Raw genomic sequence first — 19,294 nt, 5'->3', positions numbered from 1 at the left:
GGCCCCTAGCGTCGGGGGCGAGTCGTCGTCGAGGTGAAAGTGGTTGCCATGGCTCCCGTCCATTTCTTCCTTGCATTTGACTCGTCGTGCGGTCGCTGCGCCAGGATCAGTGAAGTAGTCTCGAACGAGATTGCGTCAGAGATCGAAGTCGTGCCGCTCGCGGATCCGATGGTCAAGGACCTGCGAAGCGCGTTCTACGGCAAGAATCCCCCATGGAGACCGACTCTCATCCAGGTCGATGAAGAAGGGGTTCGGTGTCATATCGGCGCCGGGATGGTGGCGACTCTGACTCGTCTTCTTGGATTTCGTCGTGCCGGGCGAGTTGTTCTTGCCCTCGGTGAGCGAACGAGTCGCCGCTCTGATCAGGCCGGCCTGTCCAGAGTAGGCTTCCTCAGGGCCGCCTGTGTAGGCGGAGCGGTAGCGGTGACGGCCGTGGCCTCGCCGAGACTGATCAACTCGACGGCGGGTGCTCCTGTTCGCCGACTTGCAGCCGGAACCACCGCACTGCAGTCCGCCGGATACCACGATCTCCCGTCCGGCTACCTCTCCGGTGCAATGGATCGCCTCGCGGTCGATTCCGACTTCCGACTGCTGATGACGCGCGCTGGAATGGACTCGTTCACCTTTCAGCCCGTGGCGGTGCAGGGGGCACGTCATAGGCTCCGAGGCGGTGGAGAGATGACGGTGACTGCGCTCGCGGCGGACGACGCCCGTGTGCTAGTGGCGCGAGAATTCTCAGGAGTTCAGGGTGCGGGCCATCGAGATTATGCGATGTGGCAGAAGCAGGGCAATGACGTCCTCGTGATGAAAGCGATGGCGGTGAGCGGGGCTGGGCTCGTTGAACTGCATCCGGCAGAAGTGCAGGGAAAGTGTGGAACGTGTAGTACGACAACGATGTACGACGGCCCCGGGTGTGGTGCGATCGACCTCAAGGTGTGTGCGGGGTGCGCCAGCTGTGCCTCGTGCAAGAATGCAAAAGGAAAAGCAGGCTATATCGCCTGTGCGGCGTGCATCGCGGGCTGCGCCGCAACAGTCGACGGCTGTTGCACGAAGCCGATCACGGTCTGCATGCCGTGCAAGGCTGTGCCATGACCGGGTAGCTCGCCGGCGGCGTACCCGCGGCGGTGGTAGGGGACCTCGGGTGGCTGTGAGGCATCAGTCGGGTGTTCGATCTTTACCTGATGAAACTCCGAGGGTAGACCGGGCGGGTGTCCGACACCACGACCAACCCTCAGCGCCGGGAGAGGACCTTTCTCGGTCACCCCGTTCAGCTCGCGACGCTCTTCGGCGTCGAGATGTTCGAACGGTTCTCCTTCTACGGCATGCAGGCGATCCTGCTGTACTACATGTACTACGAGGTCACCGCCGGTGGCCTCGGCTACGACCAGGGAGTCGCGGCCGGAGTCGTCGGAGCCTACGGCGGAACCGTCTACCTCTCGACGATCCTCGCCGCGTGGCTCGGCGATCGGCTGTTCGGTCCGGAGCATGTCCTCTTCGGCAGCGCGGTGGCGGTCATGGCCGGGCACATCGCGCTGGCGCTCCTGCCGGGCGGAGCAGGGCTGGCCTGTGGTCTCGTCCTCGTCGCGCTCGGCAGCGGCGGGATCAAGGCGAACGCGTCGACGATCGTCGCGATGCTCTACGGCGAGGGTGACGACCGCCGCGACGCCGGGTTCTCGATCTTCTATCTGGGCGTCAACATCGGCGCTCTGCTCGGACAGATCCTCACCCCGGTCGTGCAGACCCGGGCGGAGAGCTTCCACATCGGGTTCGGTCTCGCCGCGCTCGGCATGGCGATCGGTCTGGCCCAGTACGCGTTCTTCCGCCGGAGCCTTCCGGCGGAGGGCAAGCTCCCGCCCAACCCGCTCCCGGCCTCGCAGCGGACCCGCGCCGGGCTGATCGGCGCGGCCGTCGTCGTCGTGCTGCTGGTCCTCACGGTCACCGGGGTGATCACGGCGGGTCGCCTGGACTACATCGTCACCGGGGTCGTCGCGGTCGCCACGATCGCCTACTTCTCCGTGATGCTGACCAGCTCCAGGGTGAACCGGGTCGAGCGCCGCCGTGTGCTGGCCTTCCTGCCGATGTGGATCGCCAGCGCTGTCTTCTGGGCGATCTTCCAGCAGATCTTCACCGTACTGACGATCTACGCGGACGAACGACTGAACCGCTCGGTATTCGGTCTGTTCGAGATCCCGGCCGGCTCCGTCCAGGCGATCGAACCACTGTTCGTCGTGCTGCTGGCCGGAGTGTTCGCCGCGGTGTGGACCAAGCTCGGCCCGCGTCAGCCGGCGTCGCCGGCGAAGATGGCGCTCGGCACGATCATCATCGGTGTCGGCTTCCTGTTGTTCGTGCCACTGGCCGGTACCGGGGCCAACGGCACCCCGATGCTGGCCGTCGCCGGGATCCTGCTGGTGTTCTGCATCGGAGAGCTCTTCACCTCTCCAGTCGGTCAATCGCTGTCGACGAAGCTGGCTCCGGCCGCGTTCCGCACCCAGATGGTGGCCCTGTTCTTCCTGTCGGTCTCGATGGGATCGGTGCTCGCCGGAGTCCTGGCCGACTTCTACAGCGAGGAGAACGAAGCCGCGTACTTCGGCATCACCGGGGCCGCTGCGATCGTCGTCGGCATCGGGGTGCTCGTGCTCGTGCCGAAGCTGAAGGTCCTGATGGAGGGCGTCCGCTAGGCCCCGGTCGAACACCGGTTCGATCCGTCCCCAGCTGTGCACACACCTGTGGACAACTCCGGTGGATCACCGACGACGGGTGCGCCGGATCGTCGGTGAGTCCATCGTGTCGCCGGCCATCTCCCGGGCGATCCGCACGACGTGCGCGCGGACGTCCGGGGGTTGGTCGGCGATCCGCATCGCCAGCATCTCCAGCACCGAGGCCAGCCCGAACGCGATCTCGGGGCGGCTGAGCCCGGCGTAGCGCGCCTGCACGGCCTCGTGCCGCAGCGCGGCCGCGGCGGCGAGCACCGTCTCGCGGTCGGTGCGCAGGGCGGCCAGCCGCCGTCGTTCGTGGGTGTTCATGCTCCCCCGGTCGTCGCTGCGGAGCCGTCGCGGGCGACGGCCGGTCCGCACCCGGGGGAGCGGGCGCGGCGACCAGCGTGCCCCGCCCGCACCGGCAGGCGCCAGGCGGGTCCCCGAGATGTCGCACACACGTTCGACTCAGGGCAGCAGCAGGACCACACCGAGTGCCGAGAACGCCCCCCGGAGGTGGTTCGCGACGCTCCACCGCGGGGCGAACGCGGCCCAGTCGCCGTCGCGCTCCAGGGCGTTGTTGAGCGGGATGTTCACCGCGGCGGTCACGGCGAAGCCGGCCAGCACCGCGACCCCGCCCGCGATCCGCAGGGGCTGCCCGCCGAGTGCCCCGGCCACCGTCACCGCGCCGGCGAGCAGTGCGGTGCCGGCGAACAGTGTCCCGAACACCGGGTTCACGATCACCCGGTTCACCCCGCGCATCACCGTGACCGCCTCCGCGGCGGGGCGACGACGCAGGGCGGGGAGCACTGCGACCGAGAACGCCAGGTAGACCCCGCCGAGCAGGCCCGCCCCGGTGAGAGCGGCTCCGTCGAGGACGCCGGTCATCCCGCCACCCCCGCCGCCCACTCCTCGACGGTCAGCACGCCGTCGGCGGCGCCCCGCGGGCCGTGCGCCCGGACCCGGCCCTCGTTGAACGCCCGGTTCATCGCGACGTGCAGCCGCGCCCCGTCGGCGGACAGTCCGGCCCCGCGCAGCAGCCGCTCCATCTCCCCGTCCGGGACGCGCACGTAGGCCAGGTCCGGCAGGCCCAACGCGGGCCCGAGCGCGGCGACGACGTCGGGCACCGTCCGGTCCGCCGCACCCTGCACCTCCACGACGTCCGGTGCGTCCGGGTCGAGCAGGGCCGCGGCGGCGGCCCGGCCGACGTCGCGGGTGGCGACCATCGGCAGCGCGACGTCCGGGTCGACCGAGTCGGCGTGCACCCCGTGCGCCCGCATGGCGTCGGCCGACCACAGGAACGACTCCAGGAACAGGCCCGGCCGGACCCGGGTGACGTGCGCGTCGAGCGTCGCCAGCCGGGCCTCCTGGTCGTGCAGGCTGCCCAGGTACCCGGTCGCGGCGAGGCCGGGGCCGCCCGGGACCTCCGCCCCGAGCGAGCTCAGCGCGACGACCCGGGTCACGGCCGCGTCCCGCAGCGCGGCGACGACCGACTCCCCGAGCCGGGCCTGGTGAGCGGCGTGGTCGGGTCCGGTGACGTCGAACGGCAGCAGGACGAACGCGGCGGCCGCGCCGTCGAACGCCCGGCGCAGGAACGCCCGGTCGCCCAGGTCGCCGGGCCACGGCCGCACGCCCGGCGCGGCGACGGCCGGGCGGCGCGCGACGGCGCGGACGTCCACCCCGGCCGCGGTCAGCTCCCGGACGACCTGCGATCCCACGTTCCCGGTCGCACCCAGCACGGTGATCATGTCGAACCTCTCTCGTCGGTGTCCGTCCACGATCACCGCCATCGGCCGGACGCAGAATGGCTGTGAATCCATAACTGATGCTCATCCGTCCACAGGTGGGGATGAGCTGTGGACGGACTGTCATGCTGTGCACCGTGTCCACCGCCCCTCCGTTCCCGGCCGCCGACCCGCTCGGGGAGGCGCTGCACGTGCTGCGGATGGACGGCGTCTTCTACTGCCGCTCCGAGCTCGGCGAGCCGTGGGGGATGACGCTGCCGCCGACGCCGGGCTGCCTCTGGTTCCACGTCGTCACCTCCGGCGGGTGCCGGCTCACCGTCGACGGCGCCGGCGGCCGGGACGGGGCCGGGGACGGAGCCGACCGCGAGCTGCGCCCCGGCGAGCTCGTCGTCGTGCCGCGGGGGACCGGGCACGCGCTGCGCAGTGCGCCCGGTGTGTCCGCCCCGGACATCCGGTCGATCCCGCACCCGATGCTCGACGGGCGCTACGCCCTGCTCCGGCACGGCGGCGACGGTCCGGTGACCCGGATGGTGTGCGGCGCGGTCCGGTTCTCCCACCCCGCCGCGGGCGACCTCGTCGCGAGCCTGCCCGACCTCGTCCGGGTCGAGCCGTCCCCGATCGGGGACCGGGTGCAGGACACGCTGCGGCTGCTGGCCGAGGAGGTCGAGCACGGCGGCCCCGGCAGCGACGCGGTGATCACCCGGCTGGCCGACGTGCTGGTCCTGCAGGCGGTGCGCGGCCGGCTGCAGGCCGACGCGGCCACCCGTACCGGCTGGCTCGGCGCGCTCGCCGACGACCGGATCGGCCGCGCGCTCGCCGCGGTGCACCGCGAGCCGGAGCGGGACTGGACCGTCGCCGCGCTCGCCGCGACGGCGGCCATGTCGCGGTCGGCGTTCTCCGCCCGGTTCACCGAACTCGTCGGCGAGTCCGCGATGGGCTATGTGACCCGGTGGCGGATGCACGCCGCCGCCGAGTTCCTGTCAGGGGGGAGTGGGACGGTGGCGCAGGCGGCCCACCGGTTCGGTTACCGGTCCGAGGCGGCGTTCGCACGGGCCTTCTCGCGGGTCGTCGGGGAGCCCGCCGGACGGGTGCGCCGGCACGGGCTCGCGGGCACGGCCGACGCCCTCGCCGCCTTCCGGAGCTGACTCCGGGCCCTCGCACACACGTTCGACACAGGGCTGCTACGCTGCGACGACGCGACCGGGAGAGGAGCAGAGCATCAGGTCGATCGTCCCGTATCCGGATCTCTCGCGACCGTTCTAGACGGCGGTATGCGACGGCATGCTCGTGTGTCGATGCTGTCGTATGACGGTGTCTAGTGTTCGTGAGAGAAAGCGGTACAGAGACGGATCGACGATCGATGTACTCGTCTGCGCTTCTCTCGGAACGACCCGAGACAGGGCTAGAGGGTGCTACGCGCGCCTGCTCGCTCGGGTGGTCTGCGCTTCTCTAGCGTGCGCGCGAGACGGCCGGAGAGAGCCCGAGGCGCCGTCGGCCTGCGCCCCGGGCCCAGGTGCTCACAGGTGGGCGAGCTTCTCCGGGTTGCGCACCGCGTAGACCGCGGTGACCAGGTCGGCCCCGTCCACCTCGGACACCTCGACGAGCACGACGCTGTCGACGCCGTCCGGCCCGCGCACCACCACCGCGGGGAGCCCGTTGAACTCCGCGGCGCCGGTCAGCGCGCCCGGCAGCGGCCGCGCCGCCAGCCCGACGAGGAACCGGGCGACCTTCTCCGCCCCGCGGATCGGGCGCCGGGCCGCCGACACCGCGCCGCCGCCGTCGGCGAGCGAGACGACCTCGGGGGCCAGCAACGCGGTCAGCGCCGCGACGTCGCCGCCCAGCGCCGCCCCGACGAACGCCTCCGCCACCCGCCGGGCCCGGTCCGGGGGCACGGTGAAGCGCGGCCGGCGGGCCCGCACGTGCTCGCGCGCCCGGTACGCGATCTGCCGGACCGTGGCGACCGGGCGCCCGGTCGCGGCGGCGATCTCGTCGTAGCCGGTGCCGAAGGCCTCCCGCAGCACGAACACCGCACGCTCCTCCGGGGCGAGGGTCTCCAGCACGAGCAGCATCGCGACGGTCACGTCGTCGGTGCGCAGGGCGCGGTCGGCGGCGCCGTCGTCGCCGGTCGGCAGCGGGTCGGGCAGCCACGGTCCGGGGTAGGTCTCCCGGGCCCGGGCGACGGTGCGCAGCCGGTTCAGCGCCTGCCGCGACACCACCCGCGCCAGGTACGCCCGCGGGTTCCCCACCTCGTCGTGCGCCGTGGCCGACCAGCGCAGCCAGCTGTCCTGCAGCACGTCCTCGGCATCGGCGACGCTCCCGAGGATCTCGTAGGCGACGGCGAACAGCAGGCCGCGGTGGCGGTCGAACTCGGCGAGCGGGTCCACCTCAGGCCACCCGCCCCCGGGCCCGGCGCAGCGCGTAGCGGCACACCTGCTCCTTCACCACGGCCGCCGCGCCGCCGCCGAGCGCGACCGGCCGGGGCACGTCGTGGCGGTCCACGAGCTGGATCAGCGCGGCGTCCGGCCCGAGCGCCAGGCACTGCGCGGCGTAGGACACCGAGGCCGCCGGTGCGGGGCGTCCGCGCAGGCCCGCGAGCACGGTGCGCGCCGCGGCGACCCCGAGCGGGAGGGCGGCCTGGCAGCTCGCGCGGACCAGCCCGACCTCCGGTGGGGCGGCGACGGCGTCGCCCGCGCCGACGATCCGGGCGTCGCCGGTGCAGGTGAGCGTGGCGTCGGTGCGCAGGCGGCCGTCGTCGTCGACGGGCAGGCCGGAGTCCCGGGCCAGCCCCGGGACCGCGGGCGTCGTGGTCCACACGACCAGGCCGGCGCCGAGCGTCGCCGGGTCGGTCACCGTGACGCCCTCGCCGACCTCCACCCCCAGCGACGCCAGCCGGGCGCGGACCCGGTCCCGGCTGCGGGCGGGCAGCTCCGCGGCGACCGGGCCCGCCGACAGCAGCCGCACGCGCAGGCCGGGCCGGGCGGCGGCGAGCTCGGTGGCCGTCTCCAGCCCGGTCAGCCCCGCCCCGACGGCGGCGACGACCGCCCCGTCGGGCAGGGCCGCGGCGGCGTCGTGCACCCGGCGGGCGCTCTCCAGGGTGTCCACCCGCAGCGCGCCGTCCGGGGCCGTCCCCGCCCCGCTGCCGACCGCGTACACGAGCCGATCGAACCGCAGCACGTCGCCGTCGTCGAGGGTCGCCGTGCCGTCCCCGATCCGGTGACCCGCGCCGCGCGGGTGCGGACCCGCCGGTGCAGGACCTCGCGCAGCGGGACCGTCGCCGCCCCGGTGCCCGCGGCGAGCCGGTGCAGCCGCACCCGCTCGACGAACTCCTCCCGCGGGTCGACGACCGTGACCGCCGCCCCGCCTGCCGCGATGCGGTTCGCCGCCGCGACCCCCGCGTACCCCGCTCCGACCACCAGCACCGTCGCGTCCATGTCGCTCTCCTCCCGTGTGTGCGCTGTCGGGATACCGACACCGCACGGGGCCAGGCGCGTGACGATCTGTGTCCGGGGTCACGGACGGCGCGTGGCAGGGTGGGCCCATGAGCGGTGTGGCGGTGGTGACCGGGGCCGGGTCGGGCATCGGCGAGGCGGTGACCCGCGGCCTGCTCGACGCCGGCTGGCGGGTCGCACTGGCCGGGCGCCGGCGCGAGCCCCTGACCAGGGCCGCGGCGGGACGCGACGGGACGCTCACCGTCCCCACCGACGTCACCGATCCCAGGTCGGTCGACGCCCTGTTCGCCGCGGTGCACGAGCGCTGGGCCCGGGTCGACCTGCTGGTCAACAACGCCGGCACGTTCGGCGCGGGCGGCACCGTCGACGAGATCTCCGTCGAGGACTGGGACGCGGCCGTCGCGGTCAACCTCACCGGCTCGTTCCTCTGCGCCCGCGCCGCGTTCGCGGCGATGCGCCACCAGGACCCGCAGGGCGGGCGGATCATCAACAACGGCTCGATCTCCGCGCACGTCCCCCGGCCGGGCAGCGCGCCCTACACCGCCACCAAGCACGCGATCACCGGGCTGACCAAGTCGCTCTCGCTCGACGGCCGCGGGTTCGGCATCGCCTGCGGTCAGATCGACATCGGCAACGCCGCCACCGAGATGACCGCGGGCATCGCGACCGGCGCGAGGCAGGCCGACGGTTCGGTGCGTCCGGAGGCCACCTTCGACGTCCGGCACGTCGCCGACGCCGTCGTCTACATGGCCGGGCTGCCGCCGGAGGCGAACGTGCAGTTCCTGACCGTCGCGGCGACGACGATGCCCTGGCTCGCCCGGGGCTGAGGGGGCGTCTCTTTCTGAGACTTCCGTCACCTGCCGTCGCGGGGGACACTGTGCGAATGACTCGGAGGATGCACGTCCTTCGCCTGATCGTGCATGCCCGGTCACGCCAGCCGGTGCTGCTGCTCGGCGAGGCCGACGGCGACCGCTGCGTGCCGGTGTTCCTGCGGCCGCCGCAGGCCGAGGTCATCGCCGTGGGCCCGCGCGACGACGAGGGCACCCCGCTCACCCAGGACGTGCTGCTCCCGGTCGTGGAGGCGCTGGGCCGCACCCTGGAGCAGGTCGAGATCTCCGACCTCGTCGACGGTGTCTACACCGCCGAGCTGGTCTTCGACGGCGGCACCCGGCTGGCCGTGCGCCCGTCGGACGCGTTGTCGCTGGCCGTCCGGGAGGGGTTGCCGATCGGGATGGCCGAGCACGTGCTCGACGAGGTCGGCCAGGCCGTCGACGACGTCCTGCCCCCCGACGGCGACGACACCACCGGCGCCGCCGCGCAGGCCCGCGCGGCCACCGCCGGCCCGGCGGACGTCCCGCCGGAGCAGCAGATGCAGGAGTTCCGCGAGTTCATCGACGAGGTGTCGCCGGAGGACTTCCGCTAGGCCGCGGCCGGCGCCCCGGCCCACAGCTCGGCGTAGCGCCCGCCCCGGGCCAGCAGCCCGGTGTGGTCCCCGCGCTCGACGATCCGGCCCTGTTCGAGCACGAGGATCTCGTCGGCGTGGCGGACGGTGGACAGCCGGTGTGCGATGACGAGTGCGGTCCGCCCGTCCAGCGCCTCGGCCAGCGCCGCCTGCACCGCGGCCTCCGAGGTGGTGTCCAGGCTGGCCGTGGCCTCGTCCAGGACCACGATCCGCGGCCGGGCCAGCAGCACCCGCGCGATCGTCATCCGCTGGCGCTCCCCGCCGGACAGCCGGTACCCCCGCTCCCCGACGACGGTCGCGAGCCCGTCCGGCAGGGCCGCCACCAGGCCGTCGAGCCGGGCCCGGCGCAGCGCCGCCCACAGCTCGGCGTCCGTGGCCTCCGGTGCCCCGATCCGCAGATTCGCCGCCACCGTGTCGTGCAGCAGGTGCCCGTCCTGGGTCACGAACCCGACCGCGCGGTGCACCGAGGCGGTCGTCAGCTCGCGCACGTCCACCCCGCCGATCCGGACCGCGCCGTCGCCGACGTCGTAGAGCCGGGCGAGCAGCTGGGCGACCGTGGACTTCCCGGCCCCCGACGACCCGACGACCGCCACCACGGCGCCGGGCGGGGCGCTGAACGACACCTCGTGCAGCACCTGCTCCCCGCCGCGGGTGTCGAGCGTCGCCACCTCCTCCAGCGACGCCAGCGACACCTGCTCGGCGGTCGGGTAGGCGAACGACACCCGGTCGAACTCGACGCCGACCGGCCCGTCGGGCACCGGGCGCGCCCCCGGGGCGTCGGTGATCATCGGCTCCAGGTCGAGGACCTCGAGCACCCGCTCGAAGCTGACCAGCACCGTCATGATCTCCATCCGGGCGCCGGCCAGCGCGGTCAGCGGCTGGTAGAGCCGGGTCAGCAGCAGCGCGAGCGCCACGACGTTCCCCGCCGACAGCGCCCCGGCCAGCGCGAAGCCGCCCCCGACCCCGTAGACGACGGCGACGGCCAGCGACGACGCGAGCGTCAGCGCCGTCACGAACGTCCACTGCAGCATCGCCGATCGCACCCCGATCGCGCGGACCCGGTCGGCCCGCTCGGCGAACTCCGCGGACTCGCGCTCCGGGCGACCGAACAGCGTGATCAGGGTGGCGCCGGGCGCGGAGAACCGTTCGGTCATCCGGGTGCTCATCGCCGCGTTGTGGTCCGCGGCCGCCCGTTCCAGTGCGGCGAGCCGCCGCCCCATCAGCCGGGCCGGGACCAGGAACGCCGGCAGCAGCAGCGTCACCAGCAGGGTCACCGGCCAGGAGATCACCAGCATGGCGGCGAGGGTCAGCACCAGGACGACGACGTTGGACACCACTCCGGCGAGGGTGTCGGAGAACGCCCGCTGCGCCCCGAGCACGTCGGAGTTCAGCCGCGACACCAGGGCGCCGGTGCGGGTGCGGGTGAAGAACGCGACCGGCATCCGCTGCACGTGGTCGAACACGGTGGTCCGGAGCTGGTGGATCAGGCTCTCGCCGAGGTTCGCCGAGTACCAGCGGGTCAGCATCGACAGCGCCGCCTCGACCAGCGCGACGGCCGCCATCAGCCCGGCCAGCAGCGCGAGCACCGAGAGCCGCTCGCCGCGGGTCACCGCGTCGGTGGCCCGCCCGGCCAGCAGCGGCACCGCCACCGTCAGCACGGCGGCGACGGTGCTCACGGCGAGGAACGCCGCGATCCGCCGCCGGTGCGGCCGGGCGAAGTCCAGGATCCGGTGGGCCGTCTCCCCGGCCGGGCGGGTGCGCCTGCCGGGCTCGGTGCTCGCGTTGCGCAGGGCCGTCCAGGTGCTCGCGTCCATGGTTCCCGACGCTATGACGTGAAGCTGACTTCAGGTCAAATGCGAGCCCTCACGCGGCCGCGAGCTCGGGCTCCTCGTTCAGGTCCGGCAGCGTCCACGGCCGTGCGACGGCGACCAGCGCGATCCCGGCGAGCGCGATCGCGCCGAACATGGCGGTGCCCATCGCGGCCGCGTCGTTGCCGAGCAGTCCGACCACGGGCGAGGTCGCGGCGCCGATCCCGAACTGCAGCGACCCCAGCAGTGCCGACGCCGTCCCGGCGGACTCGCCGTGCCGGGCCAGGGCCAGCGCGGGCGCGTTCGGAAGGACGAAGCCACAGGCCAGCAGCAGTGCCCACACCCCGGCGAGCACGGCGGGCAGGCCGCCGGTGCCGGTCACGGTGAGCACGGCCAGCACGAGCCCGACGAGCACCCCGGCGGCGACGGCGGTCGACATCACCTGGCGGGGCTCGAAGCGGCGCAGCACCACCGGGTTGAGCTGGGTGCCGACGACCAGCCAGATCGCGCCGGCTCCGAAGGCGATGCCGAACGTCTGCTGGTCCATCCCGAACTGCTGCTGGTAGACGTACGCGGCGCCGGAGACGTAGCTGAACAGCGCGCCCATCGCGAGCCCGGCGACGAGCACCAGCCCGACGAAGGTCCGGTCGCGCAGCAGCCCGCCATAGGTCCGCAGGGTGGGGCCGAACCGGGCCGACCGGCGCCGGGAGACGGGGAGGGTCTCGGGCAGCCCCGAGGTGACCACGGCCAGCATGACCAGGCCGTAGCCGGCCAGGAACAGGAAGACCCCGCGCCAGGAGACCCAGTTGAGCAGGGCGGCGCCGAGGGTCGGGGCGAGCACCGGGAAGGCGCCCATCACCAGGATCAGCCGCGAGAGCATGGTCGCCGCGGCCCGGCCGGTGAACAGGTCGCGCACCACGGCGAGGCCGATCACCGCGCCCGCCGAGGCGCCGACACCCTGCAGCACCCGCAGCACCGCCAGCACCTCGATGCTCGGGGCGAGGGCGACCAGCGCGGAGGCCAGCACGTGCACGGCGGTGCCGGCGAGCAGGAGCCTGCGACGGCCGTAGGCGTCGGACAGCGGGCCGATCACCAGCTGGCCGAGCGCGAGACCGGCGAGTGTGCCGGTCAGCGTCAGCTGCACGACCGGCTCGGACGCGACGAGGTCGCGCCCGACGTCCGGCAGCGCGGGCAGGTAGGTGTCGATCGTCAGTGGACCGAGCGCGATCAACGCGCCCAGGATCAGCGCGATCCGTAACCGGCTCGGCGCGGTGACTGCAGTGGTGGTCACTCGGACGTCCCCCCTCGTGTGGCCGAACGGTGCAACCTCACGAGGGGTGACGCCGATTCCGTCCGGACATCACCGGACGGGTGAGCGCGCTCACACGTCGATCACCGGGTGGCGGGCTCCAGCCGGACCTGCACCCACTTCGAGGTCGGGCAGCGCGAGCCGTCCGCGTACGACTCGAGCGGGATCAGCGGGTTCGTCTCCGGGTAGTACGCGGCGACGCAGCCCTTCGGCGTCGAGTACGACACCAGCCGGAAGTCGTCCGCGCGCCGCTCGCTGCCGTCGGTCCACTCGCTGACCAGATTCACCCGGTCACCGTCGGCGAAGCCCAGCTCACGCAGGTCGGCGTCGGAGATGAACACGACCCGGCGGCCGGAGTGGATGCCGCGGTAGCGGTCGTCCAGGCCGTAGATCGTGGTGTTGAACTGGTCGTGGCTGCGCAGGCTCTGCAGGACCAGGCGCCCCTCGGGGAGCGTCAGCACCTCCAGTGGGCTGACGGTGAACTCCGCCTTGCCCGACGCCGTCGGGAAGGTGCGGCTGTCCCGCGGCGGGTGGGCGAGGGTGAACCCGCCGGAGCGGGCGACCTTCTCGGTGTAGGCCTCACAGCCCGGGACGACCCGGCCGATCCGGTCGCGGATGCGGTCGTAGTCGGCCGCGAACTCGGCCCACGGGACGAGGTGGTCCGCGCCGAGGGTGGCCCGCGCGATCCCGCACAGGATGTCGACCTCGGAACGCAGCAGCTCACCGGCCGGCTCGGAGCGGCCGTGCGAGGCGTGCACCGCCGACATCGAGTCCTCGACGGTGACCCGCTGGGCCCGGCCGCCGGTCAGGTCCTTCTCGGTGCGGCCCAGCGCGGGCAGGATCAGCGCGTCGGTCCCGGCGACGACGTGCGACCGGTTCAGCTTGGTCGAGATCTGGACGGTCAGCGCGCAGCGCTCCAGCGCCGGCTCGGTGACGCCGGTGTCTGACATCGCCTGGGAGAAGTTGCCGCCCAGGCCGACGAACACGCTCGCCCGCCCGTCGGCCATCGCCTGCACGGCCGCGACCGAGTCGTGGCCGTGCTCGCGGGGCGGCTCGAAGCCGAACTCGTCGCGGATCGCGTCGAGGAAGCTGTCCGCGACCCGCTCCCAGATGCCCATCGTGCGGTCGCCCTGCACGTTCGAGTGGCCACGGACCGGGCACAGGCCCGCGCCCGGCTTGCCGATCATGCCCTGGAGCAGGGCGACGTTCACCATCTCCTTGATGGTGGCCACGGCGTTGCGGTGCTGGGTGATGCCCATCGCCCAGCAGTTCACGATCCGCTTCGAGGTCGCGAGCATCTCCGCGGCCTTCTCGATCTCGCCCCAGGTGAGCCCGGTCGCGGCGACGACGGCGTCGCGGTCCAGGTCCTTCACGTGCGCGGCGTAGGCCTCGAAGCCGTTCGTGTGCCGCTCGATGAAGTCGCGGTCCAGCACGTTGCCCGGGTCGCGGTCCTCGGCGGCGAGCAGCAGGTGCCCGAACGCCTGCCACAGCGCGAGGTCGCCGTTGCTGCGGATCTGCAGGAACTCGTCGGCCAGGTGGGTGCCGATGCCGGACATGCCGCGCGGGGTCTGCGGGTTGTCGAACTTGAACAGCCCGGCCTCGGGCAGCGGGTTGACCGCGAGGATCCGCGCGCCGTTCTTCTTGGCCGTCTCCAGCGCCGACAGCATGCGCGGGTGGTTGGTGCCCGGGTTCTGTCCGGAGATGACGATCAGGTCGGCGTCGTGCAGATCCTGCAGCGAGACCGATCCCTTGCCGACGCCGATCGCCTCGGCCAGGCCGACCGAGGTCGACTCGTGGCACATGTTGGAGCAGTCGGGCAGGTTGTTCGTGCCGTAGGCGCGGGCGAACAGCTGGTAGACGAACGCGGCCTCGTTCGAGGCCCGGCCGGAGGTGTAGAACAGCGCCTCGTCCGGGCTCGACAGGGCGCGCAGGTGGGTCCCGACCAGGTCGAACGCGTCGTCCCACGAGATGGGCTCGTAGTGCGTGCCGCCGGCCCGGCGGACCATCGGGTGGGTCAGCCTGCCCTGGCTCTCCAGCCAGTGCGCGCTGCGGTCACGCAGGTCGGCGATGGAGTGCTCGGCGAAGAACTCCGGGGTGACCCGGCGGCGGTCGCCCTCCCAGGACACGGCCTTCGCGCCGTTCTCGCAGAACTCGGCGGTGTGCCGCTCGCCCGGGGCCGGGTCCGGCCAGGCACAGCTCATGCAGTCGAAGCCGTCGACCTGGTTCATCGTGAGCAGGTTCTTGGCGGTCTTCACCACGCCCTGTTCGGCGAGGGAGCGCTTCATGGAGATCGCAACAGCCTTCGCCCCGGCGGCGGAGGTCTTCCGCTCCGAGACGCGCAGATCGGACTCCTCGGTGTCGACCGGGGGGTGGATCGGGGCGCTGTTGACCGGGGTGGGGGACACGGGCACCTCATCTGGAACACGACGACGGCAGAACGGGGCAGATCACCCACGCGTACGGGGCACGGGAACGATGTTGCCCCAGCGTGCGACGTCGTGCCCAGCCGGTCCGCCGTTGCGCGGGGAAGGTCACGGACGTCCCGCGGCCGCAGCGCGCCGGTGGCTTCCCGCGATCTGCCGGGTGGCGACGCTGATCCGGTTCCAGGCGTTGATCGTCGCGACCGTGGTGACCAGCAGGGTCAGGGCCCGCTCGTCGAACACCGCGGCGGCCTCGTCCCACACCGCGTCCGGGACGGCATCGGGTCGGTCGGCCAGCCGGGTCACCTCCTCGGTGAGGGCCAGCGCGGCCCGCTCCTGGCGGGTGAACCACGGGGCCTCCCGCCAGGCGGCCACGGAGAACAGGCGCTCGACGGCCTCGCCGGAGTCCAGTGCGTCGTGCGAGTGCATGTCCACGCAGAAGCCGCAGCCGTTGATCTGCGACGCCCGCAGTCGTACGAGCTCCTGCACGGTGCGGGGGAGGACGGCGTCGTCGCGGGTGGAGGCCTCCAGCGCCGTCAGGGCGCGGTAGCCGTCCGGGACGTGGCGGTAGGGCCGGGAGATGCGCGGTTCCATGACGGTCCCCTTCGGGGCGGTGGCGTTCGTGGACGGTGTCGTGGGTGGTGCGATCACGGTGCGAGCGCGGCCCGGACGTGCTGCGGCGCGTCCGGGGCGGTGCGGACGACGTCCGCGGCGACCTCGGCGAGCGAGCGGCCGGCCAGCTCGCGGCGCCAGGCGAGCTCGGCCGAGCGCATGGACAGCGAGATCGCGCAGTGGCCGGAGTAGTCGAGCGACGGGTCCCCGCCCGGCGCCGCGCCGAGGATCGAGGTGCAGCGGAACGCGTCCTCCGGTCCCTCGACCGCGACGACGACGTCGAGCAGGGACACCTCGTCCGCGGGCCGGGCGAGCCGGAACCCGCCCCGCGGGCCGGGCACGGACTCGCACACCCCGGCCCGGACCAGGGCCTGGAGCTGCTTGTTGAGGTACGCGGGCGGGAGGTCGTAGAACCCGGCGAGCCGGGCGCCGGGGACGGCGTCGCCGACCCAGGCCAGGTTCAGGCAGCAGTGCAGCGCCCACTCGACGCCCTGTCCCATCCGCATGATCTGGATACTACATATCCAGGATATTTGTTGTCCAGGTTTTGCGGGTGATCACCGTCTCCGTCGTTGTGTCCGACAGGTGACGGCACACGCATCGATGTAAGCCGTCGGTTACAGGTACCGCCGGAACCTGGAAATCGGAAGCTCCGGTCTCCCACCCTCGGGGCGTACGGAAGCTCCCCCGAAGGAAGGAACCACCATGGACAAGCGTCGTATCGCCGGTCTGGCCACCGCGGCCGTCGCCGCCCCGCTGGTGATGCTGGGTCTCACCGGTACCGCCAACGCCGCCGAGATCACCCCGATCGCCGAGGTCGTCGACGGCACCGTCGCCGACCTGTCGTCGACCATCGGCGCGGTCGTCGACGCCCTGGGCTTCGAGGCCTGACCCACGCCCGACGACAAACGGCCGGCCCCGGATCTCCGGGGCCGGCCGTCCGTCGTGGCCGGGACGTGTGGTCCGGGTCAGCCCGTCTCGACCTGGTCGGTGAGCGGCTCGGCCGGACGGCCGGGAGCCGGGGCCCACGCCTCGTCGTCGAGCATCGGGCAGGCCAGCCACTCGTCCGGGACGCCGAAGCCGTCGACCAGGGTCCGGGCGTGCGGACGCAGCTCGGCGCACAGCGCGTTGACCAGCGGCCGGATCGAGCGGGACTCGGCGGCGGTGAGCCGGCCGGTCTCCAGGTACCAGGCCCGCTCGCGGTCGATCACGGTGAGCACGTGCAGGTCGTAGACCCGCTCCAGCAGCGCGCGCACCGCCGGGTCGTCGACGGTCACGAGCTTGTCCGCGAACGACGCCTCCACCAGCGTGTCCACGTGCGCGCGGGCCGCGGTGAGCAGCAGGTCCTGGGCGGAGTTGAAGACGGCGAACTCGTCGTTGCCCGTGCGCATGGCCGGAGCAAGGTTGCGGATCGCGGCGGCCAGGGTGTCCTCGCGACGGACGGCCAGCAGCTCCCGGCGGCGCGTGCGGTCGGTCAGGTCGATCCCGCGGAACGGGAGCCGCCGGGTGAGCGACGCGGCCCCGGTCCGCTCGGCCAGTACCCCGGCGAGCTGACGGCCCAGCAGCGGCGCGATCTCGAGCGGGTTGCCCTTCTTGATCGTGCGGCCGTAGTCCGACAGCAGCTCCTTGGCCAGCAGCTGGAGCAGGACCGTGTTGTCGCCCTCGAACGTGGTGAACACGTCGGTGTCCGCCTTGAGGGCGGGCAGCAGGTTCTCCTCCAGGTAGCCCGCGCCGCCGCAGGCCTCCCGGCAGGTCTGGATGGTGTGTGTGGCGTGCCAGGTCGCGATCGCCTTGATCCCGGCGGCGGACTGCTCCAGCGTGCGCTGCTCGCGTGCGCCGACCGGTCCGGCGCCCGGGGCCTGGATGTCGTGCATCCGCTGGACCAGGTCGTCCTGGGTGAAGTGCAGGGCGAACGTCGTCGCCAGCGCGGGCAGCAGCTTCTGCTGGTGGGCGAGGTAGTCGAGAACGGCGATCTCCTCGCCGGTCGCCGGGTTGGCGAACTGGCGACGGCGCTGGCCGAAGCGCACGGCCAGGGTGAGCGCCTTCTCGGTCGCCGCGCCGGCACCGCCCGCCACCGAGATGCGGCCGCGGACCAGCGTGCCGAGCATGGAGAAGAACCGCGCCGTCTCGTTCTCGATCGACGACGAGTACGTCCCGTCCGGGGCGACGTCGGCGAAGCGGTTGAGCAGGTTCTCCCGCGGGATGCGGACGTGGTCGAAGGCCAGCCGTCCGTTGTCGACGCCGTTGAGGCCGGCCTTGCGGCCGTCGTCGCCGATCTGCACGCCGGGCAGGGCCTTGCCGTCGCTGTCGCGCAGCGGCACGAGGAAGGCGTGCACGCCGGGCTTCTCGTCGCCGGTGATCAGCTGAGCGAACACGACCGCCATCCGGCCGTCCCGCGCGGCGTTGCCGATGTACTCCTTGCGGGCCTGCGGGTACGGGGTGTGGACGACGAACTCGCCCGCCTCGCGGTCGTAGGTCGCGGTGGTGTGCAGGTGCTGGACGTCGGAGCCGTGCCCGGTCTCGGTCATGGCGAAGCAGCCGAGCAGCTCGCCGTCGATGATCGCGCGGAGGTACCGCTCGTGGTGGCGCTCGGTACCGAGCACCTGCACGGCACCGCCGAACAGGCCCCACTGCACACCGGCCTTGACCAGCAGCGACAGGTCGCCGTAGGCGAGCATCGCGAACGCGGCGACGACGCCGCCGACGTCGCCCTGCCCGCCGACCGACGGGTCGAACCCGGTGTGCGGACGGCCCGAGGACGTCAGGAACTTCAGCGAGTCGGTGATCCACTCGCGGTACTGCGCCGAGGTCAGGTCGGGGTCCGCGCGCATCTCGGCGTTGGCCGCCAGCTGCTCGCGGGTCTCCTGCCGGGCCCGGGCCCAGCGCCCGTCGACGACGGTGCGGAGCGCCTCGGCGGAGACGGCGTCGGGGCTCGGAAGGGTGCTGCGGGTCATGACTGAACCTCCTGCTGCACGTGCGATGCCAGGCCGGACAGTCCGGACCAGGCCAGGTCGGTGAGATGGGTGGCGATCCGCTCGCGGGGGGTGCCGTCGGGGCGGGCGAGCCAGTCGTCGGCCGCTCCCCGGACGAGGCCGACGATCGCGTGGCCCCAGATGCGGGCCGCGGCCCGCGGGCCGGTGCCGGTCCCCGCCGCGGTGCCGAGGTTGCCGGCGATGACCGCGGCCACCTCGTCGCCGATCACGGTCACGAGGTCGTTGACCGGGTCGCTCGTCCCGGTACGGCCGGTGTCGGCGGTGGGGGCGCGCCGGGTGGTGCCCTGGGTGAGCAGCGGTCGCTGTACCACGAACCGGTACAGCTCCGGGTCGATCTCGATCAGCCTGAGGTAGGCGTCGATGCCGGCCGCGACGGCCGCCCGCGGCCCGCGGCCCGCGTCGGACAGGGCCTCGGCGGTGGCCCGCCGGACCTCGGCCAGCAGGACGCCGGCCACCGACTCGCAGATCGCGGTGTAGAGGCCGGCCCGGTCGCCGAAGTGCCGGTAGATCACGGTCTTGCTGGTCCCGGCGGACGCAGCGATCTCATCCATCCCGATGCCGGCGCCGTGCCGGCGGATGGCCCCGATCGCGGACCCGACGAGTGCCACCCGCCGCTGCTCGCGGTGGGCGTCCCATCGGCTGTCGCGTCTGTCCCGTCCGACCTTCACGAAACCCATAGTACCGTGTACCTTGAGTACCGGCTACCCCGTGGTAACGACGACCACGCACCGATGCTCCGCCCGCCGGGGTCCGCGCGCAGCGCGGCGACCTCGATCGGGTGGGGCGGGACCCGATCCAGGAGG

General features: G+C 73.0%; 18 protein-coding genes and 1 pseudogene. 6 read left to right on the top strand and 13 right to left on the bottom strand.

Annotated features, from left to right (window positions below; translation table 11 throughout):
- The first annotated feature begins 48 nt into the window (after positions 1-48).
- Together ATL51_RS28240 and ATL51_RS15125 are read left to right on the top strand one after the other, a co-directional pair.
- Positions 49-1,092, top strand: a complete 1,044-nt coding sequence (locus ATL51_RS28240; RefSeq protein ID WP_157818371.1) for a hypothetical protein — start codon at positions 49-51, stop codon at positions 1,090-1,092.
- 116 nt (positions 1,093-1,208) lie between these two features.
- Entirely contained in the window at positions 1,209-2,678 is a 1,470-nt protein-coding gene (locus ATL51_RS15125; protein WP_100878959.1) for a peptide MFS transporter, read from the top strand.
- Positions 2,679-2,744: 66 nt separating this feature from the next.
- On the opposite strand, the gene ATL51_RS15120 is transcribed toward ATL51_RS15125, so the two are convergent.
- The 3 genes from ATL51_RS15120 to ATL51_RS15110 form a co-directional block, all read right to left on the bottom strand.
- Positions 2,745-3,023 (bottom strand): hypothetical protein, encoded by a 279-nt coding sequence (locus tag ATL51_RS15120; RefSeq protein ID WP_062398562.1) that lies wholly within the window; start codon positions 3,021-3,023, stop codon positions 2,745-2,747.
- A gap of 138 nt (positions 3,024-3,161) precedes the next feature.
- Positions 3,162-3,581: an anthrone oxygenase family protein gene (locus ATL51_RS15115; RefSeq protein ID WP_100880726.1), complete on the bottom strand. Its 420-nt coding sequence runs from the start codon at positions 3,579-3,581 to the stop codon at positions 3,162-3,164.
- Positions 3,578-4,441, bottom strand: coding sequence for an NmrA family NAD(P)-binding protein (locus ATL51_RS15110; protein ID WP_157818370.1), 864 nt, complete (start codon positions 4,439-4,441; stop codon positions 3,578-3,580). The genes ATL51_RS15115 and ATL51_RS15110 overlap by 4 nt, the downstream gene beginning before the upstream one ends.
- Before the next feature lie 134 nt (positions 4,442-4,575).
- Here ATL51_RS15110 and ATL51_RS15105 point away from each other — a divergent pair, with 134 nt between their 5' ends.
- The gene (locus ATL51_RS15105) at positions 4,576-5,583 is read left to right on the top strand and encodes an AraC family transcriptional regulator (protein ID WP_100880725.1); all 1,008 of its coding nucleotides are present in this window, start codon (positions 4,576-4,578) and stop codon (positions 5,581-5,583) included.
- A 372-nt stretch (positions 5,584-5,955) separates the two neighbouring features.
- Here ATL51_RS15105 and sigJ read toward each other — a convergent pair whose 3' ends face one another.
- From sigJ to ATL51_RS29035, 3 genes and pseudogenes are all read right to left on the bottom strand, one after another.
- The gene (gene sigJ, locus ATL51_RS15100; protein ID WP_100878957.1) at positions 5,956-6,822 is read right to left on the bottom strand and encodes an RNA polymerase sigma factor SigJ; all 867 of its coding nucleotides are present in this window, start codon (positions 6,820-6,822) and stop codon (positions 5,956-5,958) included.
- Between the two features lies 1 nt (position 6,823).
- The gene (locus ATL51_RS28235) at positions 6,824-7,612 is read right to left on the bottom strand and encodes an FAD-dependent oxidoreductase (RefSeq protein WP_301549036.1); all 789 of its coding nucleotides are present in this window, start codon (positions 7,610-7,612) and stop codon (positions 6,824-6,826) included.
- Positions 7,613-7,755: 143 nt separating this feature from the next.
- Positions 7,756-7,869 (bottom strand): annotated as a pseudogene (locus tag ATL51_RS29035) (NAD-binding protein); the annotation flags it as partial.
- A 107-nt stretch (positions 7,870-7,976) separates the two neighbouring features.
- Between ATL51_RS29035 and ATL51_RS15090 the strand changes: the two are divergent.
- Both ATL51_RS15090 and ATL51_RS15085 read left to right on the top strand, forming a co-directional pair.
- Entirely contained in the window at positions 7,977-8,714 is a 738-nt protein-coding gene (locus tag ATL51_RS15090) for an SDR family oxidoreductase (RefSeq protein ID WP_100878955.1), read from the top strand.
- 68 nt (positions 8,715-8,782) lie between these two features.
- A complete protein-coding gene (locus tag ATL51_RS15085) occupies positions 8,783-9,310 on the top strand; it encodes a bifunctional nuclease family protein (protein ID WP_224401208.1) in 528 nt (175 codons plus the stop codon).
- On the opposite strand, the gene ATL51_RS15080 is transcribed toward ATL51_RS15085, so the two are convergent.
- The 5 genes from ATL51_RS15080 to ATL51_RS15060 form a co-directional block, all read right to left on the bottom strand.
- On the bottom strand, positions 9,307-11,163 hold the full coding sequence (locus ATL51_RS15080; protein ID WP_100878954.1) for an ABC transporter ATP-binding protein: 1,857 nt from the start codon (positions 11,161-11,163) through the stop codon (positions 9,307-9,309). The genes ATL51_RS15085 and ATL51_RS15080 overlap by 4 nt on opposite strands.
- A gap of 49 nt (positions 11,164-11,212) precedes the next feature.
- Positions 11,213-12,448 carry a multidrug effflux MFS transporter gene (locus ATL51_RS15075; protein ID WP_100878953.1) on the bottom strand — a complete coding sequence of 412 codons (1,236 nt, stop codon included), beginning with the start codon at positions 12,446-12,448 and terminating at the stop codon, positions 11,213-11,215.
- A gap of 101 nt (positions 12,449-12,549) precedes the next feature.
- The gene (locus tag ATL51_RS15070) at positions 12,550-14,871 is read right to left on the bottom strand and encodes an FdhF/YdeP family oxidoreductase (protein ID WP_301549035.1); all 2,322 of its coding nucleotides are present in this window, start codon (positions 14,869-14,871) and stop codon (positions 12,550-12,552) included.
- Positions 14,872-14,997: 126 nt separating this feature from the next.
- On the bottom strand, positions 14,998-15,480 hold the full coding sequence (locus tag ATL51_RS15065) for a carboxymuconolactone decarboxylase family protein (protein WP_073576936.1): 483 nt from the start codon (positions 15,478-15,480) through the stop codon (positions 14,998-15,000).
- Between the two features lie 53 nt (positions 15,481-15,533).
- Positions 15,534-16,004: an RrF2 family transcriptional regulator gene (locus ATL51_RS15060; RefSeq protein ID WP_073576818.1), complete on the bottom strand. Its 471-nt coding sequence runs from the start codon at positions 16,002-16,004 to the stop codon at positions 15,534-15,536.
- 199 nt (positions 16,005-16,203) lie between these two features.
- On the opposite strand from ATL51_RS15060, the gene ATL51_RS15055 reads away from it, so the two are divergent.
- Positions 16,204-16,389 (top strand): hypothetical protein, encoded by a 186-nt coding sequence (locus tag ATL51_RS15055; protein ID WP_073576817.1) that lies wholly within the window; start codon positions 16,204-16,206, stop codon positions 16,387-16,389.
- A gap of 77 nt (positions 16,390-16,466) precedes the next feature.
- On the opposite strand, the gene ATL51_RS15050 is transcribed toward ATL51_RS15055, so the two are convergent.
- Entirely contained in the window at positions 16,467-18,452 is a 1,986-nt protein-coding gene (locus ATL51_RS15050) for an acyl-CoA dehydrogenase family protein (RefSeq protein ID WP_100878951.1), read from the bottom strand.
- Positions 18,449-19,168 (bottom strand): TetR family transcriptional regulator, encoded by a 720-nt coding sequence (locus ATL51_RS15045; protein ID WP_100878950.1) that lies wholly within the window; start codon positions 19,166-19,168, stop codon positions 18,449-18,451. Before ATL51_RS15045 ends, ATL51_RS15050 begins: the two co-directional genes overlap by 4 nt.
- Positions 19,169-19,294: the final 126 nt, after the last annotated feature.

It is taken from the genome of Pseudonocardia alni (assembly GCF_002813375.1).
GTDB classification, from domain to species: Bacteria; Actinomycetota; Actinomycetes; order Mycobacteriales; family Pseudonocardiaceae; genus Pseudonocardia; species Pseudonocardia alni.
Note: the sequence above shows the minus strand (reverse complement) of the source record. Positions and strands in the feature narration are given on the sequence as shown.

Coding starts and splice junctions, on each gene's coding strand:
- ATL51_RS28240 (WP_157818371.1), top strand. CDS start 49: ATGGCTCCCGTCCATTTCTTCCTTGCATTTGACTCGTCGTGCGGTCGC.
- ATL51_RS15120 (WP_062398562.1), bottom strand. CDS start 3,023: ATGAACACCCACGAACGACGGCGGCTGGCCGCCCTGCGCACCGACCGC.
- ATL51_RS15115 (WP_100880726.1), bottom strand. CDS start 3,581: ATGACCGGCGTCCTCGACGGAGCCGCTCTCACCGGGGCGGGCCTGCTC.
- ATL51_RS15110 (WP_157818370.1), bottom strand. CDS start 4,441: ATGATCACCGTGCTGGGTGCGACCGGGAACGTGGGATCGCAGGTCGTC.
- ATL51_RS15090 (WP_100878955.1), top strand. CDS start 7,977: ATGAGCGGTGTGGCGGTGGTGACCGGGGCCGGGTCGGGCATCGGCGAG.
- ATL51_RS15085 (WP_224401208.1), top strand. CDS start 8,783: ATGCACGTCCTTCGCCTGATCGTGCATGCCCGGTCACGCCAGCCGGTG.
- ATL51_RS15080 (WP_100878954.1), bottom strand. CDS start 11,163: ATGGACGCGAGCACCTGGACGGCCCTGCGCAACGCGAGCACCGAGCCC.
- ATL51_RS15065 (WP_073576936.1), bottom strand. CDS start 15,480: ATGGAACCGCGCATCTCCCGGCCCTACCGCCACGTCCCGGACGGCTAC.
- ATL51_RS15060 (WP_073576818.1), bottom strand. CDS start 16,004: ATGCGGATGGGACAGGGCGTCGAGTGGGCGCTGCACTGCTGCCTGAAC.
- ATL51_RS15055 (WP_073576817.1), top strand. CDS start 16,204: ATGGACAAGCGTCGTATCGCCGGTCTGGCCACCGCGGCCGTCGCCGCC.
- ATL51_RS15050 (WP_100878951.1), bottom strand. CDS start 18,452: ATGACCCGCAGCACCCTTCCGAGCCCCGACGCCGTCTCCGCCGAGGCG.
- ATL51_RS15045 (WP_100878950.1), bottom strand. CDS start 19,168: ATGGGTTTCGTGAAGGTCGGACGGGACAGACGCGACAGCCGATGGGAC.